General features: G+C 61.7%; 21 protein-coding genes and 1 tRNA gene. 12 read left to right on the forward strand and 10 right to left on the reverse strand.

The window, feature by feature from the left end:
• Positions 1-18: 18 nt before the first annotated feature.
• The 4 genes from ybaL to ACODR6_RS24960 all read left to right on the forward strand — a co-directional run bounded on the left by ybaL (position 19) and on the right by ACODR6_RS24960 (position 5,712).
• Positions 19-1,836, forward strand: coding sequence for a YbaL family putative K(+) efflux transporter (gene ybaL, locus ACODR6_RS24945; RefSeq protein WP_130279062.1), 1,818 nt, complete (start codon positions 19-21; stop codon positions 1,834-1,836).
• 57 nt (positions 1,837-1,893) lie between these two features.
• Entirely contained in the window at positions 1,894-2,271 is a 378-nt protein-coding gene (locus tag ACODR6_RS24950) for a hypothetical protein (RefSeq protein ID WP_112713354.1), read from the forward strand.
• Between the two features lie 89 nt (positions 2,272-2,360).
• The gene (gene secD, locus ACODR6_RS24955) at positions 2,361-4,916 is read left to right on the forward strand and encodes a protein translocase subunit SecD (protein WP_489024991.1); all 2,556 of its coding nucleotides are present in this window, start codon (positions 2,361-2,363) and stop codon (positions 4,914-4,916) included.
• A 94-nt stretch (positions 4,917-5,010) separates the two neighbouring features.
• Positions 5,011-5,712 carry a sensor histidine kinase gene (locus tag ACODR6_RS24960; RefSeq protein ID WP_489024993.1) on the forward strand — a complete coding sequence of 234 codons (702 nt, stop codon included), beginning with the start codon at positions 5,011-5,013 and terminating at the stop codon, positions 5,710-5,712.
• 5 nt (positions 5,713-5,717) lie between these two features.
• Here the strand turns inward: ACODR6_RS24960 and ACODR6_RS24965 are convergent, their stop codons facing one another.
• The 3 genes from ACODR6_RS24965 to ACODR6_RS24975 form a co-directional block, all read right to left on the reverse strand.
• The gene (locus tag ACODR6_RS24965) at positions 5,718-6,155 is read right to left on the reverse strand and encodes a response regulator (protein WP_112713360.1); all 438 of its coding nucleotides are present in this window, start codon (positions 6,153-6,155) and stop codon (positions 5,718-5,720) included.
• Between the two features lie 14 nt (positions 6,156-6,169).
• Positions 6,170-6,874, reverse strand: coding sequence for a response regulator transcription factor (locus ACODR6_RS24970; protein ID WP_112713362.1), 705 nt, complete (start codon positions 6,872-6,874; stop codon positions 6,170-6,172).
• Positions 6,875-7,343: 469 nt separating this feature from the next.
• The gene (locus ACODR6_RS24975; RefSeq protein ID WP_489024995.1) at positions 7,344-7,712 is read right to left on the reverse strand and encodes a response regulator; all 369 of its coding nucleotides are present in this window, start codon (positions 7,710-7,712) and stop codon (positions 7,344-7,346) included.
• A 187-nt stretch (positions 7,713-7,899) separates the two neighbouring features.
• Between ACODR6_RS24975 and ACODR6_RS24980 the strand changes: the two genes are divergently transcribed.
• From ACODR6_RS24980 to ACODR6_RS25010, 7 genes are all read left to right on the forward strand, one after another.
• On the forward strand, positions 7,900-10,047 hold the full coding sequence (locus ACODR6_RS24980; RefSeq protein ID WP_112713366.1) for a PAS domain S-box protein: 2,148 nt from the start codon (positions 7,900-7,902) through the stop codon (positions 10,045-10,047).
• Entirely contained in the window at positions 10,034-10,459 is a 426-nt protein-coding gene (locus ACODR6_RS24985; protein ID WP_112713368.1) for a response regulator, read from the forward strand. The genes ACODR6_RS24980 and ACODR6_RS24985 overlap by 14 nt, the downstream gene beginning before the upstream one ends.
• Before the next feature lie 2 nt (positions 10,460-10,461).
• Entirely contained in the window at positions 10,462-12,084 is a 1,623-nt protein-coding gene (locus ACODR6_RS24990) for a response regulator (protein WP_130279067.1), read from the forward strand.
• Between the two features lie 62 nt (positions 12,085-12,146).
• Entirely contained in the window at positions 12,147-13,706 is a 1,560-nt protein-coding gene (locus ACODR6_RS24995; protein ID WP_489024998.1) for a VOC family protein, read from the forward strand.
• 514 nt (positions 13,707-14,220) lie between these two features.
• Positions 14,221-15,150, forward strand: coding sequence for a glycosyltransferase family 2 protein (locus ACODR6_RS25000; protein ID WP_449099134.1), 930 nt, complete (start codon positions 14,221-14,223; stop codon positions 15,148-15,150).
• Between the two features lie 49 nt (positions 15,151-15,199).
• Positions 15,200-16,690 carry a lipopolysaccharide biosynthesis protein gene (locus tag ACODR6_RS25005; RefSeq protein ID WP_489025000.1) on the forward strand — a complete coding sequence of 497 codons (1,491 nt, stop codon included), beginning with the start codon at positions 15,200-15,202 and terminating at the stop codon, positions 16,688-16,690.
• A 40-nt stretch (positions 16,691-16,730) separates the two neighbouring features.
• The gene (locus ACODR6_RS25010; RefSeq protein ID WP_489025002.1) at positions 16,731-17,756 is read left to right on the forward strand and encodes a polysaccharide pyruvyl transferase family protein; all 1,026 of its coding nucleotides are present in this window, start codon (positions 16,731-16,733) and stop codon (positions 17,754-17,756) included.
• 3 nt (positions 17,757-17,759) lie between these two features.
• Here the strand turns inward: ACODR6_RS25010 and ACODR6_RS25015 are convergent, their stop codons facing one another.
• Entirely contained in the window at positions 17,760-18,653 is an 894-nt protein-coding gene (locus ACODR6_RS25015; RefSeq protein ID WP_489025004.1) for a DMT family transporter, read from the reverse strand.
• Between the two features lie 109 nt (positions 18,654-18,762).
• A complete protein-coding gene (locus ACODR6_RS25020; RefSeq protein WP_130279073.1) occupies positions 18,763-19,191 on the reverse strand; it encodes an OsmC family protein in 429 nt (142 codons plus the stop codon).
• Positions 19,192-19,307: 116 nt separating this feature from the next.
• Between ACODR6_RS25020 and ACODR6_RS25025 the strand changes: the two genes are divergently transcribed.
• Positions 19,308-20,522: a TIGR03862 family flavoprotein gene (locus ACODR6_RS25025; RefSeq protein ID WP_489025006.1), complete on the forward strand. Its 1,215-nt coding sequence runs from the start codon at positions 19,308-19,310 to the stop codon at positions 20,520-20,522.
• On the opposite strand, the gene ACODR6_RS25030 is transcribed toward ACODR6_RS25025, so the two are convergent.
• The 5 genes from ACODR6_RS25030 to infA all read right to left on the reverse strand — a co-directional run bounded on the left by ACODR6_RS25030 (position 20,519) and on the right by infA (position 22,841).
• Positions 20,519-20,875, reverse strand: a complete 357-nt coding sequence (locus ACODR6_RS25030; protein ID WP_130279075.1) for a VanZ family protein — start codon at positions 20,873-20,875, stop codon at positions 20,519-20,521. The genes ACODR6_RS25025 and ACODR6_RS25030 overlap by 4 nt on opposite strands.
• A 590-nt stretch (positions 20,876-21,465) precedes the next feature.
• A tRNA-Phe gene (locus tag ACODR6_RS25035) sits at positions 21,466-21,541 on the reverse strand.
• 183 nt (positions 21,542-21,724) lie between these two features.
• A complete protein-coding gene (gene yacG / locus ACODR6_RS25040; RefSeq protein WP_489025008.1) occupies positions 21,725-21,937 on the reverse strand; it encodes a DNA gyrase inhibitor YacG in 213 nt (70 codons plus the stop codon).
• 19 nt (positions 21,938-21,956) lie between these two features.
• Positions 21,957-22,577: a Maf-like protein gene (locus tag ACODR6_RS25045; protein WP_112713390.1), complete on the reverse strand. Its 621-nt coding sequence runs from the start codon at positions 22,575-22,577 to the stop codon at positions 21,957-21,959.
• A 45-nt stretch (positions 22,578-22,622) separates the two neighbouring features.
• On the reverse strand, positions 22,623-22,841 hold the full coding sequence (infA, locus tag ACODR6_RS25050) for a translation initiation factor IF-1 (protein WP_112713392.1): 219 nt from the start codon (positions 22,839-22,841) through the stop codon (positions 22,623-22,625).
• Positions 22,842-22,877: the final 36 nt, after the last annotated feature.

The raw sequence follows: 22,877 nt of genomic DNA on the forward strand, positions 1-22,877 counted from the left end.
CCAGATCGGGAGATTGCGATGCCGCACGACACACCTTTGATTTCGACAATCGTCGGAGGTCTCGTGCTGGCGTTTATCTTCGGCGCCATCGCCAACAGGCTGAAGCTGCCGCCACTGGTGGGCTATCTGCTCGCCGGTATTCTCGTCGGGCCGCATACGCCCGGTTACGTCGCTGACCAGAATCTAGCTCCCGAACTCGCCGAAATCGGCGTCATCCTGCTGATGTTCGGCGTCGGCCTGCATTTCTCTCTCAAGGATCTCCTTTCCGTTCGCGGCATCGCGGTGCCCGGCGCGATCGTACAGATCGGCTTTGCGACGCTGCTCGGCTGGGGTCTCGGCTGGCTGATGGGCTGGCCGACCGGCGGCAGCCTGGTCTTCGGCCTGGCGCTGTCGGTCGCCTCGACCGTCGTGCTTCTGAAGGCCTTGCAGGAGCGGCGTCTCGTCGAGACGGAGCGCGGCAAGATCGCCGTCGGCTGGCTGATCGTCGAAGACCTCGCCATGGTTCTGGCACTCGTTCTCATCCCGGCGGCGGCAAGCATCGGCGGTGGCGAGCATGCGACGGTCGAGCCGCTCTCGGCCGGTCTCAACCGCCTGCTCGGCCTCGATCTTGGCATCGGCGGCATCATCGGCATGACGCTGGTCAAGGTGGCGCTGTTCGTGGCGCTGATGCTGATCTTCGGCCGCAAGCTGATCCCCTGGACCATGCATCGCATCGCCCATACCGGTTCTCGCGAACTGTTCCGCCTCGGCGTTCTCGCGATCGCGCTCGGCGTTGCCTTCGGCGCCTCGAAGATGTTCGGCGTTTCGCTGGCGCTCGGTGCCTTCTTCGCCGGCATGGTTCTTGCCGAAAGCGAGCTCAGCCACCGCGCCGCGCAGGAAAGCCTGCCGCTGCGCGATGCCTTCGCGGTTCTCTTCTTCGTTTCGGTCGGCATGCTGTTCGACCCGAACATTCTGATCGAGAAGCCGCTGCCGGTTCTCGCCACCGTCTTCATCATCGTCATCGGCAAGTCGGTCGCAGCCCTGCTGATCGTGCTGCTGTTCAGGAAATCGGTGGGCACGGCGCTGACGATTTCGGCGAGCCTTGGTCAGATCGGCGAATTCTCCTTCATCCTCGCGGCGCTTGGCGTCGATCTCGGCCTGTTGCCGGAAGAAGGACGCGATCTCATCCTCGCCGGTGCGATCATCTCGATTATTCTCAACCCTGCCCTCTTCTACCTCTGCGACCGCATCAAGCCCCTCCTGGAGCGTCCGAAGCGCGAGGAGCCAGCGGCAGAGGCAGCGGAGTCCCCGGAGTCCGCCCCCGTCGAGCCTATCCAGCCGGAGGAGGACGACATCCAGCCGACCTCCCTGTCCGGCCATGTCATCCTCGTCGGCTATGGCCGCGTGGGCAGCATCGTCGGGCAGAACCTGAAATCGTCAGGCACGCCGTTCCTCGTCATCGAAGATTCTGAAAAGCGCATCGAAGAGCTCTCGGCCCAGGGCGTCGAGACGGTACTCGGCAACGCGGCGGCCCGCGAGGTGCTGGATCTCGCCAATCTCAACGGCGCCCGCAGCCTGGTCATCGCCATTCCGAATGCCTTCGAGGCGTGCCACGTCGCGGAGCTCGGCCGTACGGTCAACCCCTCGATCCTGATCGTCGCGCGGGCGCATTCGGACGCCGAGGTGGAAGAACTCAAGCAATATGGCGCCGATACCGTGATCATGGGCGAGCGAGAAATCGCCATGGGGATGGTTGACCGGCTCGCTCAAGTGCATCATGACAGACCAGCCTATGAAGATGGGCCGGAGACTGATACAATTCCGCCCGCGGCCACAGAGCCGCCGGAGAAAGAATGACGGGTTTTTGCGCTTTTGAGCCGGTTTGAGAGCGAGATCGCAGGACATAACGAGGGAATGCCGGATGCGCGCCGCCTGAGCGCCCGCATCGCCGTTTCCCTCTTGCTTGCCGTATTCGCCTATCTCGGCCTGCTTTTCGGCGGCAACCTCGTTCTTGGCCCCGACTCCCAAAGCAATAATGCGCTGAGCGCGCCCGGCAAGGAAAGCCAGCCGCTGCAGCTGACGGCGCGCGAGGCCGTGCGCGGGCTGCTTGCCACCGAGCGCAAGATCGCGCCGAAACAGACACTGCACGATTCCGATGCCGCGGCGCTGCCGCTTCTTGCGCATCTCGCATTCGCCGAATGGCCGGCACCTGCGCCTGCAGGCATCGCCGATACGGTCATCCGGCCTGCCGCCCCGGCGGCCCATCAGCCCCGCGCACCGCCGGTCGCCTGATTTTCCGCGCCCCTGACGGGCGCCTCCAGAACTGCAGAGACACAGCCAGCGCCTTGCGCCGGCCTACTTTTATTCAAGGATCTGAAAGAATGCGCAATTCACCATGGCTGGTGTTCACCTATTCGGTGATCATCGTGCTCGGCATTATCATCGCGCTGCCGAACATGCTCTCGCAGAGCACCCTCGACAAGCTGCCCACCTGGCTGCCGCACAGCCAGGTTTCCCTCGGTCTCGACCTTCGCGGCGGCTCGCACCTCGTGCTCGAAGTCGATGAAGCGGACCTGACCAAGGAACGTCTCCAGACGCTGCTGCAGGACGCCCGCCGTGTTCTGCGCGAGCAGAACATCCAGACCAAGTCGATCGTTCTCAACAACAACCAGATCGTCGTGACCCCGGTTGATCCGGCGCAGAGCAGCGAAGCGATCACCCAGCTGCAGACGCTCGGCAACCCGATCAGCAGCGGTCTCAGCGCCGGCCAGTCGGATCTCTCGGTCACGGCAAATGGCGGCAACGTCATCGTCGCCTTCTCGCCGGCCGGTCTTGCGAGCCACGTCGACTCCGCCGTTCAGCAGAGCCTTGAAGTCATCCGTCAGCGCGTCGACCAGGTCGGCGTTGCCGAACCGACGATCCAGCGCATCGGCGCCAACCGCGTTCTCGTGCAGCTGCCGGGCGCCCAGGATCCGTCGCGCCTTCGCCAGCTGCTCGGTTCGACCGCCAAGATGTCGTTCCATATGCTCGCCCCGAACAACCAGCCGGGCCCTGGCGTCACCATGCTGAAGGACGATCAGGGCAACAGCTATCCGGTTCTCGACCGCGTCGAAATCTCCGGCGACCGCCTCTCGGATGCCCGCGTCGGCTTCGACCCGAACACGCATGAGCCGATCGTCAGCTTCCGCTTCGACAGCGCCGGTGCGACCCGCTTCGCGGACATCACCCGCCAGAATGTCGGCAACCCCTTCGCCATCGTTCTCGACGACAAGGTGCTGAGCGCACCTGTCATCCGCGAGCCGATCACCGGTGGTTCGGGCCAGATCTCCGGCAGCTTCTCGCCGGATACGGCAACGACGCTCGCCGCCATGCTGCGCGCCGGCGCCCTGCCTGCCAAGCTGACGGTCATCGAAGAACGCACCGTCGGCGCCGACCTCGGCGCGGACGCGATCCGCATGGGTATCTATTCGGGTATCGTCGGCTTCGTTCTCGTCGCCCTCTTCATCTTCGTGCTCTACGGCACCTGGGGCTTCCTCGCGAACTTCGCCCTGCTGATCCACACGATCCTGACCTTCTCGGCCCTGACCCTTGTCGGCGCGACGCTGACGCTGCCGGGTATCGCGGGTGTCGTTCTCGGTATCGGCCTTGCGGTCGACGCGAACGTTCTTATCAACGAGCGCATCCGTGAAGAAACACGCAAGGGCAAGAGCGCCTTTGCCGCCATCGACACCGGCTTCCGCCGCGCCTACTCGACGATTATCGACGGCAACATGACGGCGCTTATCGCTGCCGCCATCCTGTTCTGGTTCGGCTCCGGCCCGGTCCGCGGCTTCGCGGTCACCATGGCACTCGGCCTGATCATCTCGATGTTCACCTCGGTCGCCTTCGTTCGCGTCACGATGATCGAGATCACCCGCCGCCGTAAGCTCAAGGTGCTGAACATCAAGCCGCTGCTGCCGATGATGTTCAACCCCTATGGCCGCCACATCCAGTTCATGAAGGCACGCTTCTTCGGCGTCACGGTCTCGGCCCTGCTGTCGATCGCATCGGTCGTGCTCTTCATCCATCCGGGCCTCAACTACGGCGTCGACTTCCGTGGTGGTATCCAGATGTCGGTCAAGACGACCGAAGCTGCCGATCTCGGCAAGTTCCGTGAAGGCCTGAACAGCCTCGGCCTCGGCGAAGTCTCGCTGCAGTCCTACGGCGACAACAACACCATGGCAGTGCGTGCGCAGCGCCAGGAAGGTGGCGAAGAAGCGCAGACCGTCGCCGTCGAAAAGCTGAAGGCCGAGATCGTCAAGATCGATCCTTCAGCGACGGTCACCGGCACCGACGTCATCGGCCCGAAGGTTTCCGGCGAACTGGCATGGGCGGGTATCCTGTCCGTCGTCATTGCCAGCCTTGCGATGCTTGCCTACATCTGGGCACGCTTCGAATGGCCATTCGCTGTCGGCGCCATCGTGACGCTCGTCCTCGACGTCACCAAGGCGATCGGCTTCTTCGCGCTGACCGGCCTCGACTTCAACCTGACGGCTATCGCGGCGATCCTGACGCTGGTCGGCTACTCGGTGAACGACAAGGTCGTCGTCTATGACCGCATGCGTGAAAACATGCGCCTCTACAAGTCGATGCCGCTGCGCGAAATCATCGACCGCTCGATCAACGAGACGCTGGCACGAAGCCTCTACACCAACGCCACCGCATTCCTCGCCCTGCTTCCGATGGCGATCTGGGGCGGTAGCGCGGTCGAGAGCTTCGCGATCCCGATGGTCTTCGGCATCCTCGTTGCCGGCGCGTCGTCGATCTTCATCGCGGCGCCGATCCTGCTCTTCCTCGGCGACTGGCGCCGCCGCCATGCCAAGCCGGCAGCGGATGCGAAGCCCGAAGCAGAGATCATTCCTCCGGACGCTGTGGAGCCGCGCAAATCGATCGGCTAAAAACCGGTTGTTAACAAAAGCTTGAGGCGGGCGCCGGTTGCAGAACCGGCGCCCTCTTTTTATGGTAGCCCTGAGGTCGAGGGGAGATACCGCCATGTCATCCAGCACGACGCCGCAGGAGACGAACACTACCGAGGAGCGCATCCGCCGCTTCCTCGCAGTCGCATCGCACGACCTGCAGTCGCCGCTCCGTCATATCGCCATGTATTCGGAAATCCTGCTTGAGGATCTCGAAGGCAGGATCAGCGCCGACGAAAAGCAGAGCCTGACGACCATTCTCGACAAGGTGCAGACGGCACAGCGGCTGACGAAGGCGCTGATGACCTTTGCTGCCGGTACGCCGCAAGTAGCGCGCGAGAACGTCAATCTCAACGCTGCTGTGCAAACGGCATGGGATGAGGCGATTGCCGAGGTTCCCGGTACCGATGCGACCCTGGTCCATGGCGAGTTGCCGGAACTGCGCACCGACAGCGCGCTGCTGACCGCGGTGCTGAGGCAGCTATTCGCGAATGCGGTTTTTCATGGCGAGCGGGATGCCCTGCGGGTCGAGGTAACGGCAGCGCGGGATGGGTCCGCGCTGGTCATCGCCGTTGCGGACAATGGACACGGCATCGATCCGGATCATCAGGGGCGCATCTTCGAAGCCTTCTGGAAATTGCCGAAGCCAGGCCGCATTGCGGGTCCGGGGCTCGGGCTGTCGATCTCGCGCGAGCTGATCACTGCTATGGGCGGAACGCTCGATCTCGCAAGCTCATCCGAGAATGGCAGCCGGTTCGAAATCCGCCTGCCCACCTGAGATCGTCAGATATTGTAGTCGTCCTTCCAGAAATCCGGGACGTCGTAGGTCACGTATTCGCGGATGATGTATTGCAGCGTGCGCGCGTCCATCTCGTCCTTGCCGATGCGGAAATCGACGCCGTAGTCGGGAAACTGCTGGAAATAGCCGTCGGAAATATCCGTCGAGATGACGCCGATCGGGCCGGTATAGCCGATGCCGCGCAATTCCGGCACCGTCTCGCGGAAATCGGCATTCGGCAGCAGGCGGTTGTCGAGCAGGATCAGGTCGAACTTGACGCTCTTCATCTTGTCGACGGCATCGCCCACCGACTGGGCATATTCGACATCGACCGCCGGCTCCGACAGGCTGCCGATCTTCTTTTTCAGCGAGCGGAACTCGATGAACTCGTCGTCCACGAACAGGACCTTGACGGTCCCCGCGGCTCTGGCCTCGGCTGTCATCTGATCTCCCCCGGTCACGAAACGAGCCCGTTTCTCAGCGCTATCGCAACCATATGAACGCGATTGACCGCATCGAGTTTCCGCACCGCAGCGGTGATATGCGAATTCACCGTATGCTCCGAGAGGCCAAGAATGATGGCGATCTCGGCAGAGGTCTTGCCTTCGCTCGTCCACTTGACGATCTCGGCCTCGCGCTGCGTCAGACGTCCAGTCATTTCCTGGGTCAAGATTTCCTCGTACAGCTTGTCGAAGATGCGCATGACATCGAGGAGGACATCGGCGATCTCGCTCTGATCCGGCTCCTGGCGAATGCCGCTGAGCACCAGACAGTAGCGGCGGCCCTCGGGCGTGAAGAGCGGGATGAAGAGGAAAGTGTTGCCGTTGAACTCGTTGAACACCAGATCGGCCGGATAGCCTTCCAGCTGGGCGCTCTTGCCGAAGACCGGCGTCGTCAGGAACTGCGCGGACTTGGCCTTGATCGTTCCCAGCGCTTCCTTGAGCGTCTGGATGAACAGGCTGGCGCGGCGCTCGGCGATATTGGTGATGACGATTTCGCGCTCGCCGAACGGGGCGGCGGCTTCGGAAATCTTCGCCAATGCGAAATTGTCGAAGTGATAATGGTGCGCCGCCGCCTTGAACAGGCGGAAGAAATCGGTGCGGTTGATGGCCCGGTTCAGCTCGGGCCCAGTATGAAAAGGAACAGCCGCTGCGTTGGTCATTCCGGCAACCTTACCTCGAAGCCTTCACAAGTCACCCCACCTCATCCCGAAATCTTGGGATATACGTCCTAAACGCGAACAGTTAGAAAAATTTCCGAGACAGTTGATGAGGATAAAGGAACAGGGACCTCCAATATCCTGAGGCATAAACGCTCATCGATTTCTCAACCGCAAGTGATGCAAAGGCCAGATGTACTGAAATCGTAGTCTTACCTAGGTATCGCATTTTTCGTTATTCTTGATCTCTCGAATAGCGGAAAAAGTGCCGGAAGTAAGCGCGGGAGGGCCGATAGATCCGTTCAGCTAAGGGGTTGGCTGAAGTTCGTGGCGGCGAACAAGGGTCGGTCGGCTCTCTCAGCGCTCAAATCACTCCTCTTCCCATTGGTTGTATCTTGAGACGCTGAAACGGCCTTGTCAATCGGCCTTTCCGTGCGCGCCCGGAGCGTTCCGAGCGCCGGTTCCATGCTGCTCAACCGAGCGGAATATCCTCAGGATTCAAAGGCTTCACGAAAAACACATGGGCGCCGGCTGCCAGCGAACGCTGGCGGTCTTCTTCCGCATCCGAGCCGCTGCAGACACCCAGCCTGATGCCTGCGAATCGCGGATCCTGACTGATCTGCCGGATCAAAAGCAGCCCGCCATCGAGCGGCATGTAGAGATCGGCGATCAGCAGATCGGGCATCGGCTCGCCTTTTCCATGGCGCGCTTGCAGCATTTCCCACGCCTCCTGCGGCTGGGAAAAGGTGACGAGATCCGCCTTCAGCACGTTCTTGCGGCGCATGTAGTCGAGATAGAAAAGATCATCCTTGCTATCGTCGATGTAGAATATCAAAGGCATAGCTGCTCGATCCGATCATCGGCGGGCCTCGCTTCACTGACCCGAAACATGACACTAGATATGTTTCGCTAACAATCGCTATCAATCCTGTGAAAATCGTCAGTAGAACACGATCGCAACCCTGCGTTTCCTATTGAGTATTCGCCGAATTCGGAAAAGATGGCACGAACTCAGGAGGACAGGGCGCGTGTGGGCTGAAGCCGCTGGCAAATCGCGGGACGACGAGCGGAAGAAGAAGCGCTATCGGGCGACAGCACTGACCGTCAGCAGCTTGATCGGGCTGCTCGGCATCGCCGCGATCGCCGGCTGGTTGCTCGAGGTCGAGGTGATCGTCTCGGTGGTGCCGGACTTTCCGGCGATGGCCTTCAACACGGCGCTCTGCTTCATCCTCTCCGGCTTCGCGCTCGCCGGCTCGGTCTCGACCAGGCGGCGCTTCAATATCGCGGCCTCGGTGTTTGCCGCCGGCGTCATTGCCATCACGCTGATCCGCTTCAGCGAAATCATCGCACTCGGACGAACCTCACATCTCGTCGATCGGTTGCTCACCAATCTTCTGGTTTCCCAGGAATTTTCCGACCTGATCGGCGGCGGCATGGGGCCGAATACGGCGCTGATCTTCCTGATCGGCAATGTTGCGCTGTTTGCGACGCTGAACTGGAAGGACGAGCGGGCGCCGCTCGTCCAGGAACTGACGAGCTATGTGGCGATCACGCTCGGGATGATCGCCTTTGCCGCCTATATCACCAGCGCCGAGCATGGTTACCGATGGGGGCCCTATGCGGCGATGGCGCTGCACACGTCGATCGGCATGATGGTGTTCGGCGGCGGGTTGCTGGCAAGCGCCTGGTGGCGGCAGCCGCAAGGCGGCGCCAGCGTGCCGCTCTGGATCCCGGGCGTCATCTGCTTCACCGGCCTGCTCGCCGACCTCTACACGCCGCTCGGCGTTGCCAACGGCATTCTCTATGTCCCCCTGGTGCTGACGGCGCTCTGGTTCGGCAATCGCAAGGCACCGCTGTTCTTCGCCTTCGTCTGCACCATCCTGATCCTGCTCGGCTTCTTTGCCGTCAGCCACCCGGACGACATTCTGTGGCAGGAAATCGCCAATCGCACGGTCACCATCGCGATGCTGTGGCTGATCGCCTATCTGGTGCATCACTACATGCGCAACAGCGCGAGCCTGGAGACCGAGCGCATCCGCTTCAGCTCGCTGGTGCGCAACACGCCGGATGCCGTCATCACCATGGACGAGCGCGGGGTGATCTCGAGCTTCAATCCGGCGGCGGAACAGATGTTCGGCTATACGCCGGCCGAAGCGCTGGGCAAGAATATCAAGATGCTGATGCCGGAGCCCTATCACTCCGAGCATGACGGTTATCTCAGCCGCTACCGGCAGACCGGCGAGGAACGGATCATCGGCACGACCCGCATGGTCTCCGGCCGGCGCAAGAATGGCGCTGCCTTTCCGCTCGATCTCTCCGTCAGCGTCGTGCCGACCGGTGGTTCGCGCACCTTTGTCGGCATCGTGCGCGATATCAGCGAGCGCATTCGCCAGGAGGAGCGGCTGAAGACCATGGTCGGCCAGCTTGAGGCCTATACGGCCGATCTGGAGCGCAGCAACCAGGATCTCGACGAATTCGCCTATATCGCCTCGCATGACCTGAAGGAGCCGCTGCGCGGGCTCCACAATCACTCCCGCTTCCTGCTCGAAGACTATGAGCAGCAGCTGGACGAGGATGGCGTGCGGCGTCTGAACCGCCTCGTTCGCCTCAGCCAGCGGATGGAGAAGCTCGTCAACGACCTGCTCTATTTCTCCCGCATCGGCCGCCAGCAGCTGGCGGTGAAGCGCACCGACATAAACCTCGTAGTCAAGGATGTCGTCGGCACGCTCGAAGTGTTCCTAGAGGAGCGCAATGCGCAGGTGACGACGGATGGGGAGCTTCCCGAGGTGGTCTGCGACGCGACGCGGCTGACCGAGGTGTTCCGCAACCTCGTGACCAACGCGGTCAAATACAACGACAAGGCCGAGCCGCTGGTGACGATCGGCTATCTCGACCATTACCATGGCAAGGACGGCTCGGAGGCGAGCGACGTGTTCTTTGTCCGGGACAATGGCAAGGGCATCGCACCGGAATTCTACGAAGACATTTTCCGCATTTTCAAACGCCTGGAAAAATCGCAAGATTCGGATGATGGGACCGGAGCCGGTCTGACCTTCGTACGCAAGATCATTGCCCGCCACAATGGCGAGATCTGGCTCGAATCCGAGCTCGGGACAGGCACGACATTCTATTTTACGCTGGGAAGCAAACGAGAGGACCAGAATGCAGCCGCGTGACATGCAGCCGATCCTGATTGTCGAGGACAGCGAGGACGACTTCGAGGCGACGATGCGCGCCTTCAAGCGCACCAACCTGCGAAACCCCATCCGCTGGGCCGCATCCGGCCAGGAAGCGCTCGACGCGCTGGCGGAGATGAACCCGCGCCCCGGCCTGGTTTTGCTCGACCTGAACATGCCGGGCCTCGATGGGCGCAAGACGCTTGAAGCCATCAAATCCAATGCGCATTGGCGCAAGATCCCGGTCGTGATCCTGACGACATCCGACGACGAGCGCGATATCGAGGGCTGCTATGCGCTCGGCGCCAATACCTATGTGCAGAAGCCGGTGGATCTGGACGGGCTGTTCGCCGCCATCCAGCGGCTGAAGGAATACTGGTTCGAAATTGCCATCCTGCCGCACGAGGACTGACATTGGCGGAAGACTGCCCGGTACTGATCATCGACGACAATATCGACGACCGTGAGGTCTACCGGCGGATGCTCTCGCGCGTCGCCGGGATGAACTATATCGTCTCGGAAGCCGAAACCGGCGACCAGGGCATCAAGCTCGCCGAGAGCAAGCGGCCGAGCTGCATCCTGCTCGACTATTCGCTGCCCGGCCGCGACGGCCTCGGCGTGCTGGCGGAAATCCTCAAGCGCGACCCGACAGCCAATGTCATCATGCTGACCGGCCAGGGCAACGAGACCGTTGCCGTCGAGGTGATGAAGAACGGCGCGCGCGATTATCTGACGAAGGATTCGCTCTCGCCTGAATCGCTGCATCGCTGCATCCAGAGCGCCGTCATGCATGGCGCGCTGGAGATGAAGCTGGAGCAGAAGCGCCAATCGCTGGAGATCTTCACCCGTGCCATGGCGCATGACCTGAAGGAGCCGCTGAGGACCATCAAGTCGTTCAGCAAGATCCTGCATGGCTCGGCAGCGCTTCCGACGGAAGACCGCGAGCTGCTCGACTACATCCTGAGCGCCGCCGACCACATGGAAGACCTGATCGTCAAGGTTTCCGGCTTCACCAAGCTGGAGGTCTCCGGCGATCTGGAGATGAAGCCGGTGTCGATCGCCGCCGTGCTCGACCAGGTCGAGGACAACCTGCATCAACAGATGGAAAGCCGCCAGGCAACGATCGTGCGCGGCGAGCTGCCGGAGGTGATGGGTGACGGGACGCTGCTGATCCAGGTGATGCAGAACCTGATCTCCAACGCCATCCGCTATTGCGAGGATCAGCGGCCCGAAGTGCGGGTGACCGCCGAGGCGGCCGACGGCGGGCTCTGCCGCCTGCTCGTCAGCGACAATGGCCCCGGCATCGATCCCGAGCATCGCGAACTGATTTTCCAGCCTTTCAAGCGGCTGGTCGGACGCGGTATCGAGGGAACCGGGCTTGGCCTTGCGATCTGCCGGCGTATCGCCCAGCTGCATGGCGGGGCGATCTGGTGCGAGGCAAAGACCGGGCGTGGGGCGACCTTCGTGCTCGAACTGCCGCTGGCGCGGAGCATGCCTGCCACCGCTGCCCGCGGTGCCGAGGCACAGGCGGCACGCGTCTCCGAGCAGAGCGCCGATACGGGTGGCCGCCTTGCCGAGGTGCTGCTCGTCGAGGACAGCCCGGCCGATATCCAGCTTCTCAAACTGAAGCTGATGCGGCGTGAAAAGGTGAGCTTCAACCTGCATGTGGCGACGAACGGGCGCGAGGCGATGCGGCTTCTGGAGGATCGGGCGGGCAACGTTTCGCAGCCGCCGATGGACCTGATGCTGCTCGATATCAACATGCCGATCATGGACGGTTTCGAGGTGCTGAACGCGCTTTCGGCGGACGCGCGCTTCAAGGAAATACCGGTTTGCATCCTGAGCACATCGAGCGACGAAGGCGACATGCAGAGGGCCAAAGACCTCGGCGCTCTCGCCTATATGATCAAGCCGCCGACGCTCCAGCAGTTGGAGCAGGCGCTCGAAGGCGTCGACAGTTTGGAATTGCAGCCGCGCGGTGATGCCCTAGTTCTTTGTGCAGAACAATCGAGGCAATCTCCAACGGCACTGGTATGACTTTAGTATCCGCATTAGTTCTGGCGCTTCTCGCCACTCCCCAACAATACGGACTGCTTTCGATGATTTCTGGCATACATCACATCACCGCCATCACCCGCAAAGTGCAGGCGAATGTCGATTTCTATGCCGGTTTCCTCGGTATGCGGCTCGTCAAGCAGACCGCAGGTTTCGAGGACGAAACCCAGCTGCATCTCTTCTATGGCGATGGCGAGGGCACGCCCGGCTCGCTGCTGACCTTCCTTGCCTGGGAAGACGGCTCACAGGGACGCGCCGGCTTCGGCCAGATCAGCGAGATCGCGCTGGCGATCGACCCGACGAGCATCGGCTACTGGCTGACGCGGGCCATGAGCTTCGGCATCCGCATGGAAGGGCCGGCCGATGAATTCGGCGAGCCGGTACTGCGCTTCAAGGACCCCGACAACATCATCCTCAAGCTTGCCGGCAACAAGGATCTGAAGACGGCGGCGGCCTGGACGGACGGACCTGTTCCCATCGAGCACGCCGTGCAGCGCGTGCGCGGCGCGACCATGCTGACCGAGACGCCGGCCGAAAGCCGCGCTTTCATCGAGAGCCATTTCGGCTATCGCTTCCAGGAAAACAAGGGCGCCATCGACCGGCTGGTTTCGGATTCCGGCGATGTCATCGATGTTCGCAACGCGAAGGGTTTCTGGTCGGGGGCGCCGGGCACCGGTGCGATCGATCACGTGGCTTTCCGCGCCGCGGATGAGGCCGAACTGAAAGCCGTTCATGACGCGCTTGCCAGTTCGACGGACTCGGCGACCAACATGCATGACCGGAAGTATTTCAAATCGCTCTATGTGCGCGAACCCGGTGGCACGCTGATCGAGCTTGCGACCGACAAGCCCGGGATGACGATCGATGAGCCGGCACCGACACTCGGCACCAAGCTGTTCCTGCCGCCGAAGGATTCGATCAAGGACCTGAAGGACCTCAAGGTCATCCTGCCGCAATTCTCGATGCCGGGCGAACCGCGCGTGAATTACCGCGAACTGCCCTTCGTGCACCGCTTCTACACGCCGCCGGATCCGGATGGCAGCGTCTTCGTGCTGCTGCACGGGTCGGGCGGTAACGAGACGACGCTGATGCCGCTGTTGCACAAGGTTGCCCCGCGGGCGACGCTGCTCGGCGTGCGCGGCCGCGCCACCGAGGAAGGCTTCCCGCGCTGGTACAAGCGCATCACCCCCTTCTCCTTCGATCAGGACGACATCAAGAACGAGGCGGAAGCCTTCGCGGCGTTCATCGACGGCGCGGTCAAATCCTACGGGCTCGACCCGAAGAAGATCGTCTATGTCGGCTATTCCAACGGCGCGAACCTTCTGAACTCGCTGATCTACCTGCACCCCTCGCTCATTCACAAAGCGGTGCTGCTGCGCTCCATGCCCGTCTTGACCAACTATCCGCATGCCGACCTGAAGGGCACCGACCTGCTCGTCATCAGCGGCAAGACAGACGCCTATGGCAAATATGCGAGCGAGCTGGAAGGGCGGCTGAAGACCTCGGGCGCGACGGTCGATTCGGACGTTATCCCCGGCGGGCACGATCTCGGCGACGCCGACGTGCCGATTATCCAGCAATGGCTGCTCAGAGAAAACCAGTAACGGCACGGCGCGGAAAGACTGTCCGCGCCGCCGCTTGTTCTTGGTTTTGAACTTGCGCTTGAAGTTAATCCGGCAGCAACCGGTGTTTTAGAACTTTGCGGCAGGCAGGATGCAAATAGCTGAAGTCACCGGTTTCAGCGCACAACCTTCTATTGTGCAGCGCAAATCAGCCAGTGAGCATCGGAAAAACAATCACCAAAGAAAAATAAATATACCTCTATCGGATTCACATATATTTTTGCGACACAAAACCGATATTACAGAGATTATATCGATGCTGAGATTACCTTAAATACCTATCGACTTATAAATTTCACGTTGATCACGAATTATTACAAATATTCGGAAGATCAATTTATATAATTCACGAATAAAATTCATTCGCCTATAAATTACCTCATTCTTTCCGTTTCTTCTGCGCCTGTTCTATTTTGCTGCATTGCAAAAATTTCTTGCCGAACCTCTGTGTCCGACCTATCTTGCCCCGGACATCGATCGCAGAAGGGGAAATTGAATGCCTCCTCGGCCCGTTGACATCAGCCTGATTATCTCGTCGAGAAATCGGGCGAGTGGCCTGTTGAACTGCCTGGATGCGATTGCAAATGCCGCCCGTCTATCGGGCGATTTGCAGTTGGAGCTCGTCTTCGTCGATAACGGATCGACAGACGATACGTCGGAAGTATTCCGCCGCTGGGCCGCGGTCGCGCCCCTGCATACCAATCTCATCTACGAGACGCTGCCGGGGCTCGCCAATGCCCGCAATAGCGGGATCGCCGCGGCGGCCGGGAGGTTGCTTGCCTTCACGGACGACGATTGCGAAGTGCTGCCCGACTATTTCACCGTGATCGCCGGTCTGTTTGCGGCTGATCAGGGCATCGTCATGCGCGGCGGCCGGGTGGAGCTCGGCGATGTCCGCGATCTACCCGTCACGATCAAGACCGAGCGCGAACCGGCCGTGCTGACGAACGAGCTGCATGCCGGTGGCTTCATCCATGGCTGTAACATGGTGTTTCCGCGCGCCCTCGTCGATCAGGTCGGCCAGTTCGATCCGCGCTTCGGCGCCGGAGCGACGTTCCGCTCGGGCGAGGACACCGATTACATCCACCGCGCCTTCAATGCCGGTATCCGCGTCGAATATGTTCCGGAACTCGAGGTGAAGCATTTCCACGGTCGCCGCAAGGTCGAGGATATCCATCGCCTGCATGCCGGATACGCCTTTGGCAACGGTGCGCTCTACGCCAAATATCTGTTCGACAAGCGCTCGAACATGCGCGGCATGCTGCGCTGGGATATTCGCCAGGCGGTTCGCGAGGCGCTCGGCGGCCAGCCGATGAGCAAGGAGATGGGCCTCACCTATCGCCGCCAGCTCAGGGACAATCTGACCGGCATGCTCGCCTATTGGCGCAGCACGCGCGGCAAGACCCCGGCCGCTGCCCGCACCTGAAACAGATCCAAAGGCCGCCCGCGAGCGGCTGCAATCGATAGGACGCCGAATGGCAGAACATGCAGTTGCGCACGCCGACCTGAAAAAGAAGACGGCCCTTTCCGTCCTCTGGTCGGTGGTCCGCGTGGCCTGGAGCACGATCGCGACCTTCGTGATCTTCGTGATCCTGGCGCGCATTCTCGGCCCCGGCGACTTCGGCACCTTTGCGCTTGCCAGCCTGTTCGTCGAGATCGGCCGCGTGCTCGCCTATGCCGGGCTTGGCGATGCCATCACGCGGCAGCTCGATCTCGACGAGGAACTGGCCGACACCTGCTTCTGGGCAACTGTCGCCTTCAGCGCCATCGTGGCGGCGATCGTCTTCGTCTTCGCGCCCTATTACGGTGAGTTGGTTCGCGATGAATCGGTGTCCGGCATCCTGCGCTGGCTGGCGCCGCTGCTGCCGGTCTCCTCGCTTGCCGTCATCCACAATGCGCGCCTCGCCCGGGAGTTCGGTCACAAGAACCTTGCAGCGCAGAGCATTGCCGCCAGCCTTCTCTCCGGCATCACCGCGGTCGTCTGCGCCTATCTCGGCTGGGGCATCTGGGCATTGGTGGCGCAGACCGCCGTCAACGCCGCGGTCACTGTCGTTCTCGGCTGGGTCGCCTATCCCTGGATGCCGCGCCTGCGCTTCAACGTCGAGAAGTTCCGCTCGGTCTTCCTGTTCAGCGTCAGCCTGGTCGTCACGCAGCTGATGTGGATGCTGCTGGCGCGCGTGCAGGACATCTTCATTTCGCGCTGGTACGGCGCCGTCGAAGTCGGCCGCTACCGCATCGCCTGGCGGCTCATCGAGCTGATCGGCCAGGCCGTTCTGGCGCCGATCGGCAGCGTTTCGCTGGTAACGCTCTCGCGCCTGCAGAACGACCGCGTCGCCTTCCGCAACGCCTATAACAAGATCGTCGGCGCCGCGGCACTTGGCACCATTCCGCTGCTCTTCGGCTTCGGCGCCCTGTCGAACGACATGATCGCCCTGCTCTTCGGCGACAAATGGGGCAATGCCGGCGATATCGCCACCGTGCTGGTGCTGATGTCGGTGCCGTTCGTGACGAACTTCTTCGCCTCCTCGGCGCTCTCAGCCGTCAACCGCGCAGAGTCGATCCTTTCGGTCGCCGCCCTGCAGTTTGCCGCGACGCTGCTGCTGACGTGGCTGCTGGTGCCATACGGCATTCTCGCCGTTGCGGCCGGTTACGTCCTGCGCGCCTGGCTGACGATGCCCTATCAGCAATATGTGCTGCATCGCTATGCCGGCATCGACTCGCTCGGCACCTTCAAGGCCGTGGCGCTGCCTTTCTGCGGTGCCGCCGTGATGGCCGTCTGCGTCGGGTTCGCGCACCCCGTCATTGCCGCTCATATCCAGAGCCGCTGGCTGGTGCTCGGGTTCAGCATCGGCCTTGGCGCCGTCATCTATCTCGCCTTCCTGCCGGTCTTCGGCAGATCCGCAATCCGCCCCTATATCGCGCTCGGCAAGTCATTGCTGCCGTTCGGGAAGCGGGCAGAGGCCTAGCCGCCGGGGCTGGGCCAGACTCTTCAACAGGAGCCACTGTATGCAGGAAACCAACATTACGATCATCAACCGCCTTCAGGGTTTGATCGCAAATTGCCTTTCCGATCTTGTCGATCCGGCCGAGCGCTTCGCGCTGCTCGATTTCCCGAACCACTACAATATCGGCGACAGCGCCATCTGGCTGGGGGAACTTGCCTATTTCGACCGCCGCAAGACGCGGCCGGCCTATGTGACGGAAATCCCGACCTACAATGACGAGCGCATGCTGGCGGCGATCGGCGATGGCCGCATCTTCCTGCATGGCGGCGGCAATTTCGGCGATATCTGGGCCGGCTACCGGCAGTTCCGCGAGGATATGCTGACGAAGTACAAGGGCCGGCCGATCGTGCAGATGCCGCAGACGATCCACTTCAGGGAGCAGGCCGGTATCGACAGCACGGCCCGCGCCATCGAGAAGCACGGCAATTTCACGCTTCTGGTGCGCGACCACAAGAGCTTCGAATTCGCCAAGCGCTGGTTCCAGTGCGATGTCCGCCTTTGCCCCGACATGGCCTTCTGCATCGGCCCGGTTAGTCGCCCGGCGCCGCAGCACGAGCTGCTGCTCAACCTGCGCGAAGACCAGGAAGTCGGTGCGCCGCAGGATCTAACCGCTGCCACCAGCCGCCCGGGCACGGTGAAATCCGACTGGCCTGATGAGCCTGCCGATTTCCAGCGTCATACGAAGCACACGGCGATCCTGAAGGGGCTGATGTCCGGCCGCATCGGCGGACGCGCGAAAATGACCGAGCTTGCCTATCGCGAGCGGGCGCAGCAGCGTTTCGACCGCGGCGTTGCCCTGCTCGGCTCTGCGCGGCAGGTCATCACCGACCGCATGCACGGCCATATCATGTGCGTGCTTCTCGGTGCCGACCATTGCGTGCTCGACAACAGCTACGGCAAGACCAGCAGCTTTATCGAAGCCTGGGGCACCTGCAACAATGTTGAAAAGGCGGCGATCGCTGCAACGGTCGACGAAGCGCTCGGCATCCTCGATGCCCGGCGCATGCAGCCGGCAGCCGTCGCCTGACGATCAGCCTCGCCGGGCGATCATGATCCCGGCGAGCACCACCAGACCGCCGAGCGCCTGCATCGGGCCGATCGCCTCGTTGAGCAGCACCCAGGCGAGAATGGCCGCCACGACGGGCTGCAGCAGCAGCGTCAGCGACGAGAAGGCGGCCGGCAGATAGGCGAGCGCGAAGGCGATCGCCACTTGGCCGCTGGCATGGCTGACGAAGGCGAGACCGAAGACGATCGCCCAGCCATAAGCCGTCGGCGGCAGCATCTGCGGCTCGAAGAAGAAGCCGAGCGGGAAGACGCAGACGGCGGCCGATGCCGTGCTCCAGAGCATGATGCGAACCGTATCGAAGCGGCTGCGCAGCTGGCCGATCGCCAGGATGTAACCGGCATAGAAGACAGCGGCGATGATCGCGACGCCATCGCCGCGCAGGTCGCCATTGCCGAAGGCTGAGGGACCGCCCTTCAGGACGATGACGCCGAGAAGCGCCAGCGCCAGACCCATCACGAAGATGCGGGAGACCGGCGCGCGGAAGAAGATGAAGCCGATGACGGTGACGAAGACAGGCGCGAGGTTTGCGAGCAGCGTCGCATTGGCGACCGAGGTCATGGTGATCGACAGGTGCCAGGCGGCAAGATCGGCCGCCAGGATCACGCCCGGCAGGATCAGCATTGCGTAATCGGAAAGCTTTTCCGGCTTCGGGCCGCTGTCCTTCTTGATCAGCGAGAAGATGAAGATCGGGATCAGCGCCAGCGCCACGCGCCAGAAGGCCGTCGCCATCGGCCCGACTTCCGAGAGCCGCACGAAGATCGGCGAGCCGCCGATCGCGGCACCGCCGAGGATGAGCGCGGTCAGGGCAAAACGCTGGGAGGGAGCGGTTTCAACGGAGGGGGCTGCGGCCTGCGACATGATTTTCTATGCTCTCAGGGCGGCGAAGATTGAGGTGCCAGCCCTGAGGCGGATTATCAGATCGCCATGCCGAGGGATAGCGCAGGAACGACACCCCCGAAACAAAAGCTCAGCCGGTGACCACGGAGGAGAATTCCGGGTTGCCGCGGATCGTATTGCTGACGGTGCAGATCTCGTCTTCGGCGAGATGGGCGATCTTCTGGCGGGTCTCGTCGTCGATATCGCCCTTGATCGAGAAGGCGATGTTGAACTTCTGGACACGCGACAGGCCTTCGGGCGCCTTCTCGCCCGTCACGTCGGCGGTGATCTCGGTGATCTTGTCGAGAATGCCGAGATTGCTGGCGGCGATGCGGGCGCTGAGCACCAGGCAGGCGGAGAGCGAGGAATAGAGAAGATCGAGCGGGTTGAAGCCCGGCTGCGACGGGCTGGTGACGATATCGATCTCGCCCTTCGTGGCCGATGTGACATGCGGGAAACCGGTGCGGCCGAGAACGGCCTTGGCGCCTGTGGGTCTGGGTCTTGCTTTGAGATCGGCCATGCCGCGACACTCCATTTGATATGAGATTGAGATAGTGAGTTTGGCGGCGGGAAGCAACGAAACGGCTTCTCTCAAATCCGGAGACGTGCGCATTTGAATGCTGTATCAGGCAGCACATGAAGAAAAAACAGATCGCGATCATCGGGGGTGGCCCGGCGGGCCTGATTGCGGCGGAAACGCTGGCCGGTTCCGGGCATGCGATCACCATCTACGATGCGATGCCGACGCTGGCGCGCAAGTTTCTGCTGGCGGGAAAATCCGGGCTCAACATCACGCATTCCGAGGACTACGAGCGGTTTGCAGCGCGCTTCGGCGGTGCATCCGCCCGGCTTCGCCCGGCGCTCGATCAGTTAACGCCTTCGGATATCCGCGATTGGGCCGCCGCGCTCGGCACGGAAACCTTCGTCGGCTCCTCCGGCCGCGTCTTCCCCACAGTGATGAAGGCATCGCCGCTGCTCCGGGCCTGGATCGCCCGGCTGGAAAGCCAAGGCGTTACGATCGCCAAACGCCATCGTTGGGCCGGCTTCGACGGCGGCGCCTATGTCTTCGAGACGCCAGATGGCAGCAAGAGTATCGAAGCCGATGCCGCGCTCTTGGCCCTCGGTGGCGCCAGCTGGCCGAAGCTCGGCTCCGACGCCGCCTGGATGCCCTGGCTGCGCGATAGGGGTGTCGAGATCGCACCCTTCCGCCCGGCCAATTGTGGCTTCGATGTCGACTGGAGCGCGATCTTCCGGGAGCGCTTCGCCGGTGCGCCACTGAAGGCAGTGACCGCGACATCCGCGGCTGGCACCCTCCCCGGCGAATTCGTCATCTCGCGCAACGGTATCGAGGGCAGCCTCGTCTACGCGCATGCGGCTGCGCTTCGGGATGAGCTTGACGGCAAGGGAGCAGCATCACTTATCATCGACCTGGCGCCAGGACGGCCGCTCGAGCGCATCGCGGCCGATCTAGCCCGGCAGGGCAGGAAGGCCAGCCTCTCGAACCGCCTGCGCAAGGGAGCTGGTCTCGATGCGGTCAAGGCTGCGCTGGTTCGCGAACTTGCGCCGCAGGACGCCTTGCAGGATCCGCAGCCGCTTGCGGGGCAGATCAAGGCGCTGCCCATCCCGCTGACGGCAACCCGCCCGATCGCCGAAGCCATCTCATCGGCCGGCGGCATTTCGCTCGATGCGCTCGATGACAGCTATATGCTGAAGGCCCTGCCCGGCCTGTTTGCCGCGGGCGAGATGCTGGACTGGGAAGCACCGACTGGCGGCTACCTGCTCACCGCCTGCATGGCGACCGGAAAAGCCGCCGCTGTTGGCATGCGGGCCTGGCTTGAGAAAACCACCTAGCCGGCCTTGTGCCGTATGCCCCTGATACGGTTGACGACTTCGGCCAGGAAGACACCGAACAGCGCCCCCATGCTCTTCGTCGCCGCATCCTCGAAATGCGCGTGGCGCGTCGGGGACAGGAACTGCAGCGTCTCCAACGCAAATGCCCCGATCACCAGCAGCACGGCGCAAAGCACGACACGGCGCGGATAACCGGTTACAAAGAGAATGCCCATCACCATGAAGGCCATCGCCCTGTCGACATCGACATCGATGATGTCGTGCGGCCGGTATTCGATGGGGCAGACGGTAACGAAGATGACGGCCGCCAGCGACAGCCAGGCGGCCACTCTTACCAGAAACAGCTTGTTCATGGGCCGAAAGCCTAGGCCGATGGCAGCCGGGCGCAATTCAGCCAAAAGTACAAAATGGGCTAATCCTCAGCCCTTGCTGCCTTAGATCTCAACGCCGCTGTCGCGCGATACGCAGACGAGGTCTATCTGCATACGCGTTGACGCCGTACAACCAGTTCGCCATGTCGCCAATATCGGACCGTTTTGGTATAGCAGTGGGGGCGATGGTGACGGTAGTAATTGCGATGATAGTAACGTGGGCGATATTCCTGGCGGTGAACGCGGCTCCATGCCTCTCGCGTCCTCTCAGAACTCGCAGCCATACTAACTGACGGCATCGCCGCAATTGATGCTAAGGCGAGGAGGCAAGCGACTATCAGTCTTTTCATCTATTAATCCAGTCATGTAACCATAGCGGAACCCGATGCTCCAATGAGCCTCTTCAGCGCCATTGACATCGTTCAAATAACGCCTCTTAGGCGGTTTAGTTCCTGATAGCTCGCCTCAGACACCAGAGAAGCGCAATGCGGAAATCTGATCGACGAGGAGACGACTGATCGCCAACTACGAAAAATTCAAAAGTATCGAAGAGAAATCCGAAGGATTAAGAGTGGTGCCCAGACGCGGATTTGAACCACGGACACGCGGATTTTCAATCCGCTGCTCTACCAACTGAGCTATCTGGGCATTCCTGCTTCGGCCTGCATTCCTTCTGAGAAGGAACCGGAGGGTTTGGTGTGCCCCGGAAGCGAGCGGGGTTATAGCATCTTGTCGGGACATGGCAAGCGTCAAATGACAGTTTTTTGCCAGTTGACGAATTTTTACAAATTACCGAGCAAATTGAATGGGTTCGCTCGCAAAAATCTGTGGCTATTCTTCGTCCTCGTAGCCGGCCTTCTTCTCGTCCTCCGCCACCGGGATGGCATACGCGCCCGTCAGCCAGCGCGAGAGATCGACCTCGCGGCAGCGGTTCGAGCAGAACGGGTAGTGTTCGCGATGCGATGGCTTGCCGCATTCCGGGCAGGGACGCGTCTTGCGTAGCGGTTCGACCTTGGCGGTCGGCTTCTTTTCGTCTTCAGACATGAGGATGTCTCCTCCGGGCTTAGCCCTCGGGCCACCGGCTGTGCACGTCGAAGCCTTCGCCAGTCAGCAGGAGGATGGTTTCATAGAGCGGCAGGCCCACGACATTGGTGTAGGAGCCAACCATTTTCTGCACGAAGCTACCCGCCAGGCCCTGGATGCCGTAGGCACCGGCCTTGCCGCGCCATTGGCCGGAGGCGAGATAGCTTTCGATCTCGAAGCCGGAGAGGCGCTTGAAGCGAACCTTGGTCTCGACGATCTTCTGCCGGACCTTGCGATCCGGAGTTACAAGGCAGACACCGGTATAGACCCAGTGGCTGCGGCCGGAAAGCAGATGCAGCGAGGCAGAGGCCTCATCCGCAAATTCGGCCTTGCCGAGGATGCGGCGGCCGACGGCCACGACCGTATCGGCCGCCAGAATGTAGCTGCCCTTCCAGGCCATGTCGCCCTTGATCGCAGCGAGCGCGGCTTCCGCCTTTTCAGTGGAAAGCCGGCGCGCCAGCGAGCGGGGATGTTCCGATTTCTTCGGCGTCTCGTCGATATCCATCGGCATCAGCCGCGATGGTTCGATCCCTGCCTGATTGAGCAGGTCGACGCGGCGCGGCGAACCGGAAGCCAGGATGAGCTTGTATGTGAGCGCCATTGAACCTCGACCGGAAAGGAAGCCTCGAGGGCTTGCGGCCCAAGCTTACTTGAAACGGTAGGTAATACGGCCCTTGGTGAGGTCGTACGGGGTCATTTCCACAAGAACCTTGTCACCAGCCAGAACGCGAATGCGGTTCTTGCGCATGCGGCCGGCGGTGTGGGCGATGATTTCGTGATCGTTCTCAAGCTTCACGCGGAAGGTCGCGTTCGGCAGAAGTTCGGTCACGATACCCGGAAATTCAAGGACTTCTTCTTTAGGCATATAAGGCTTTTCTTCCTGTCGGTTGAGATGGCGGAC

This window comes from Rhizobium sp. FG96, from assembly GCF_057808655.1.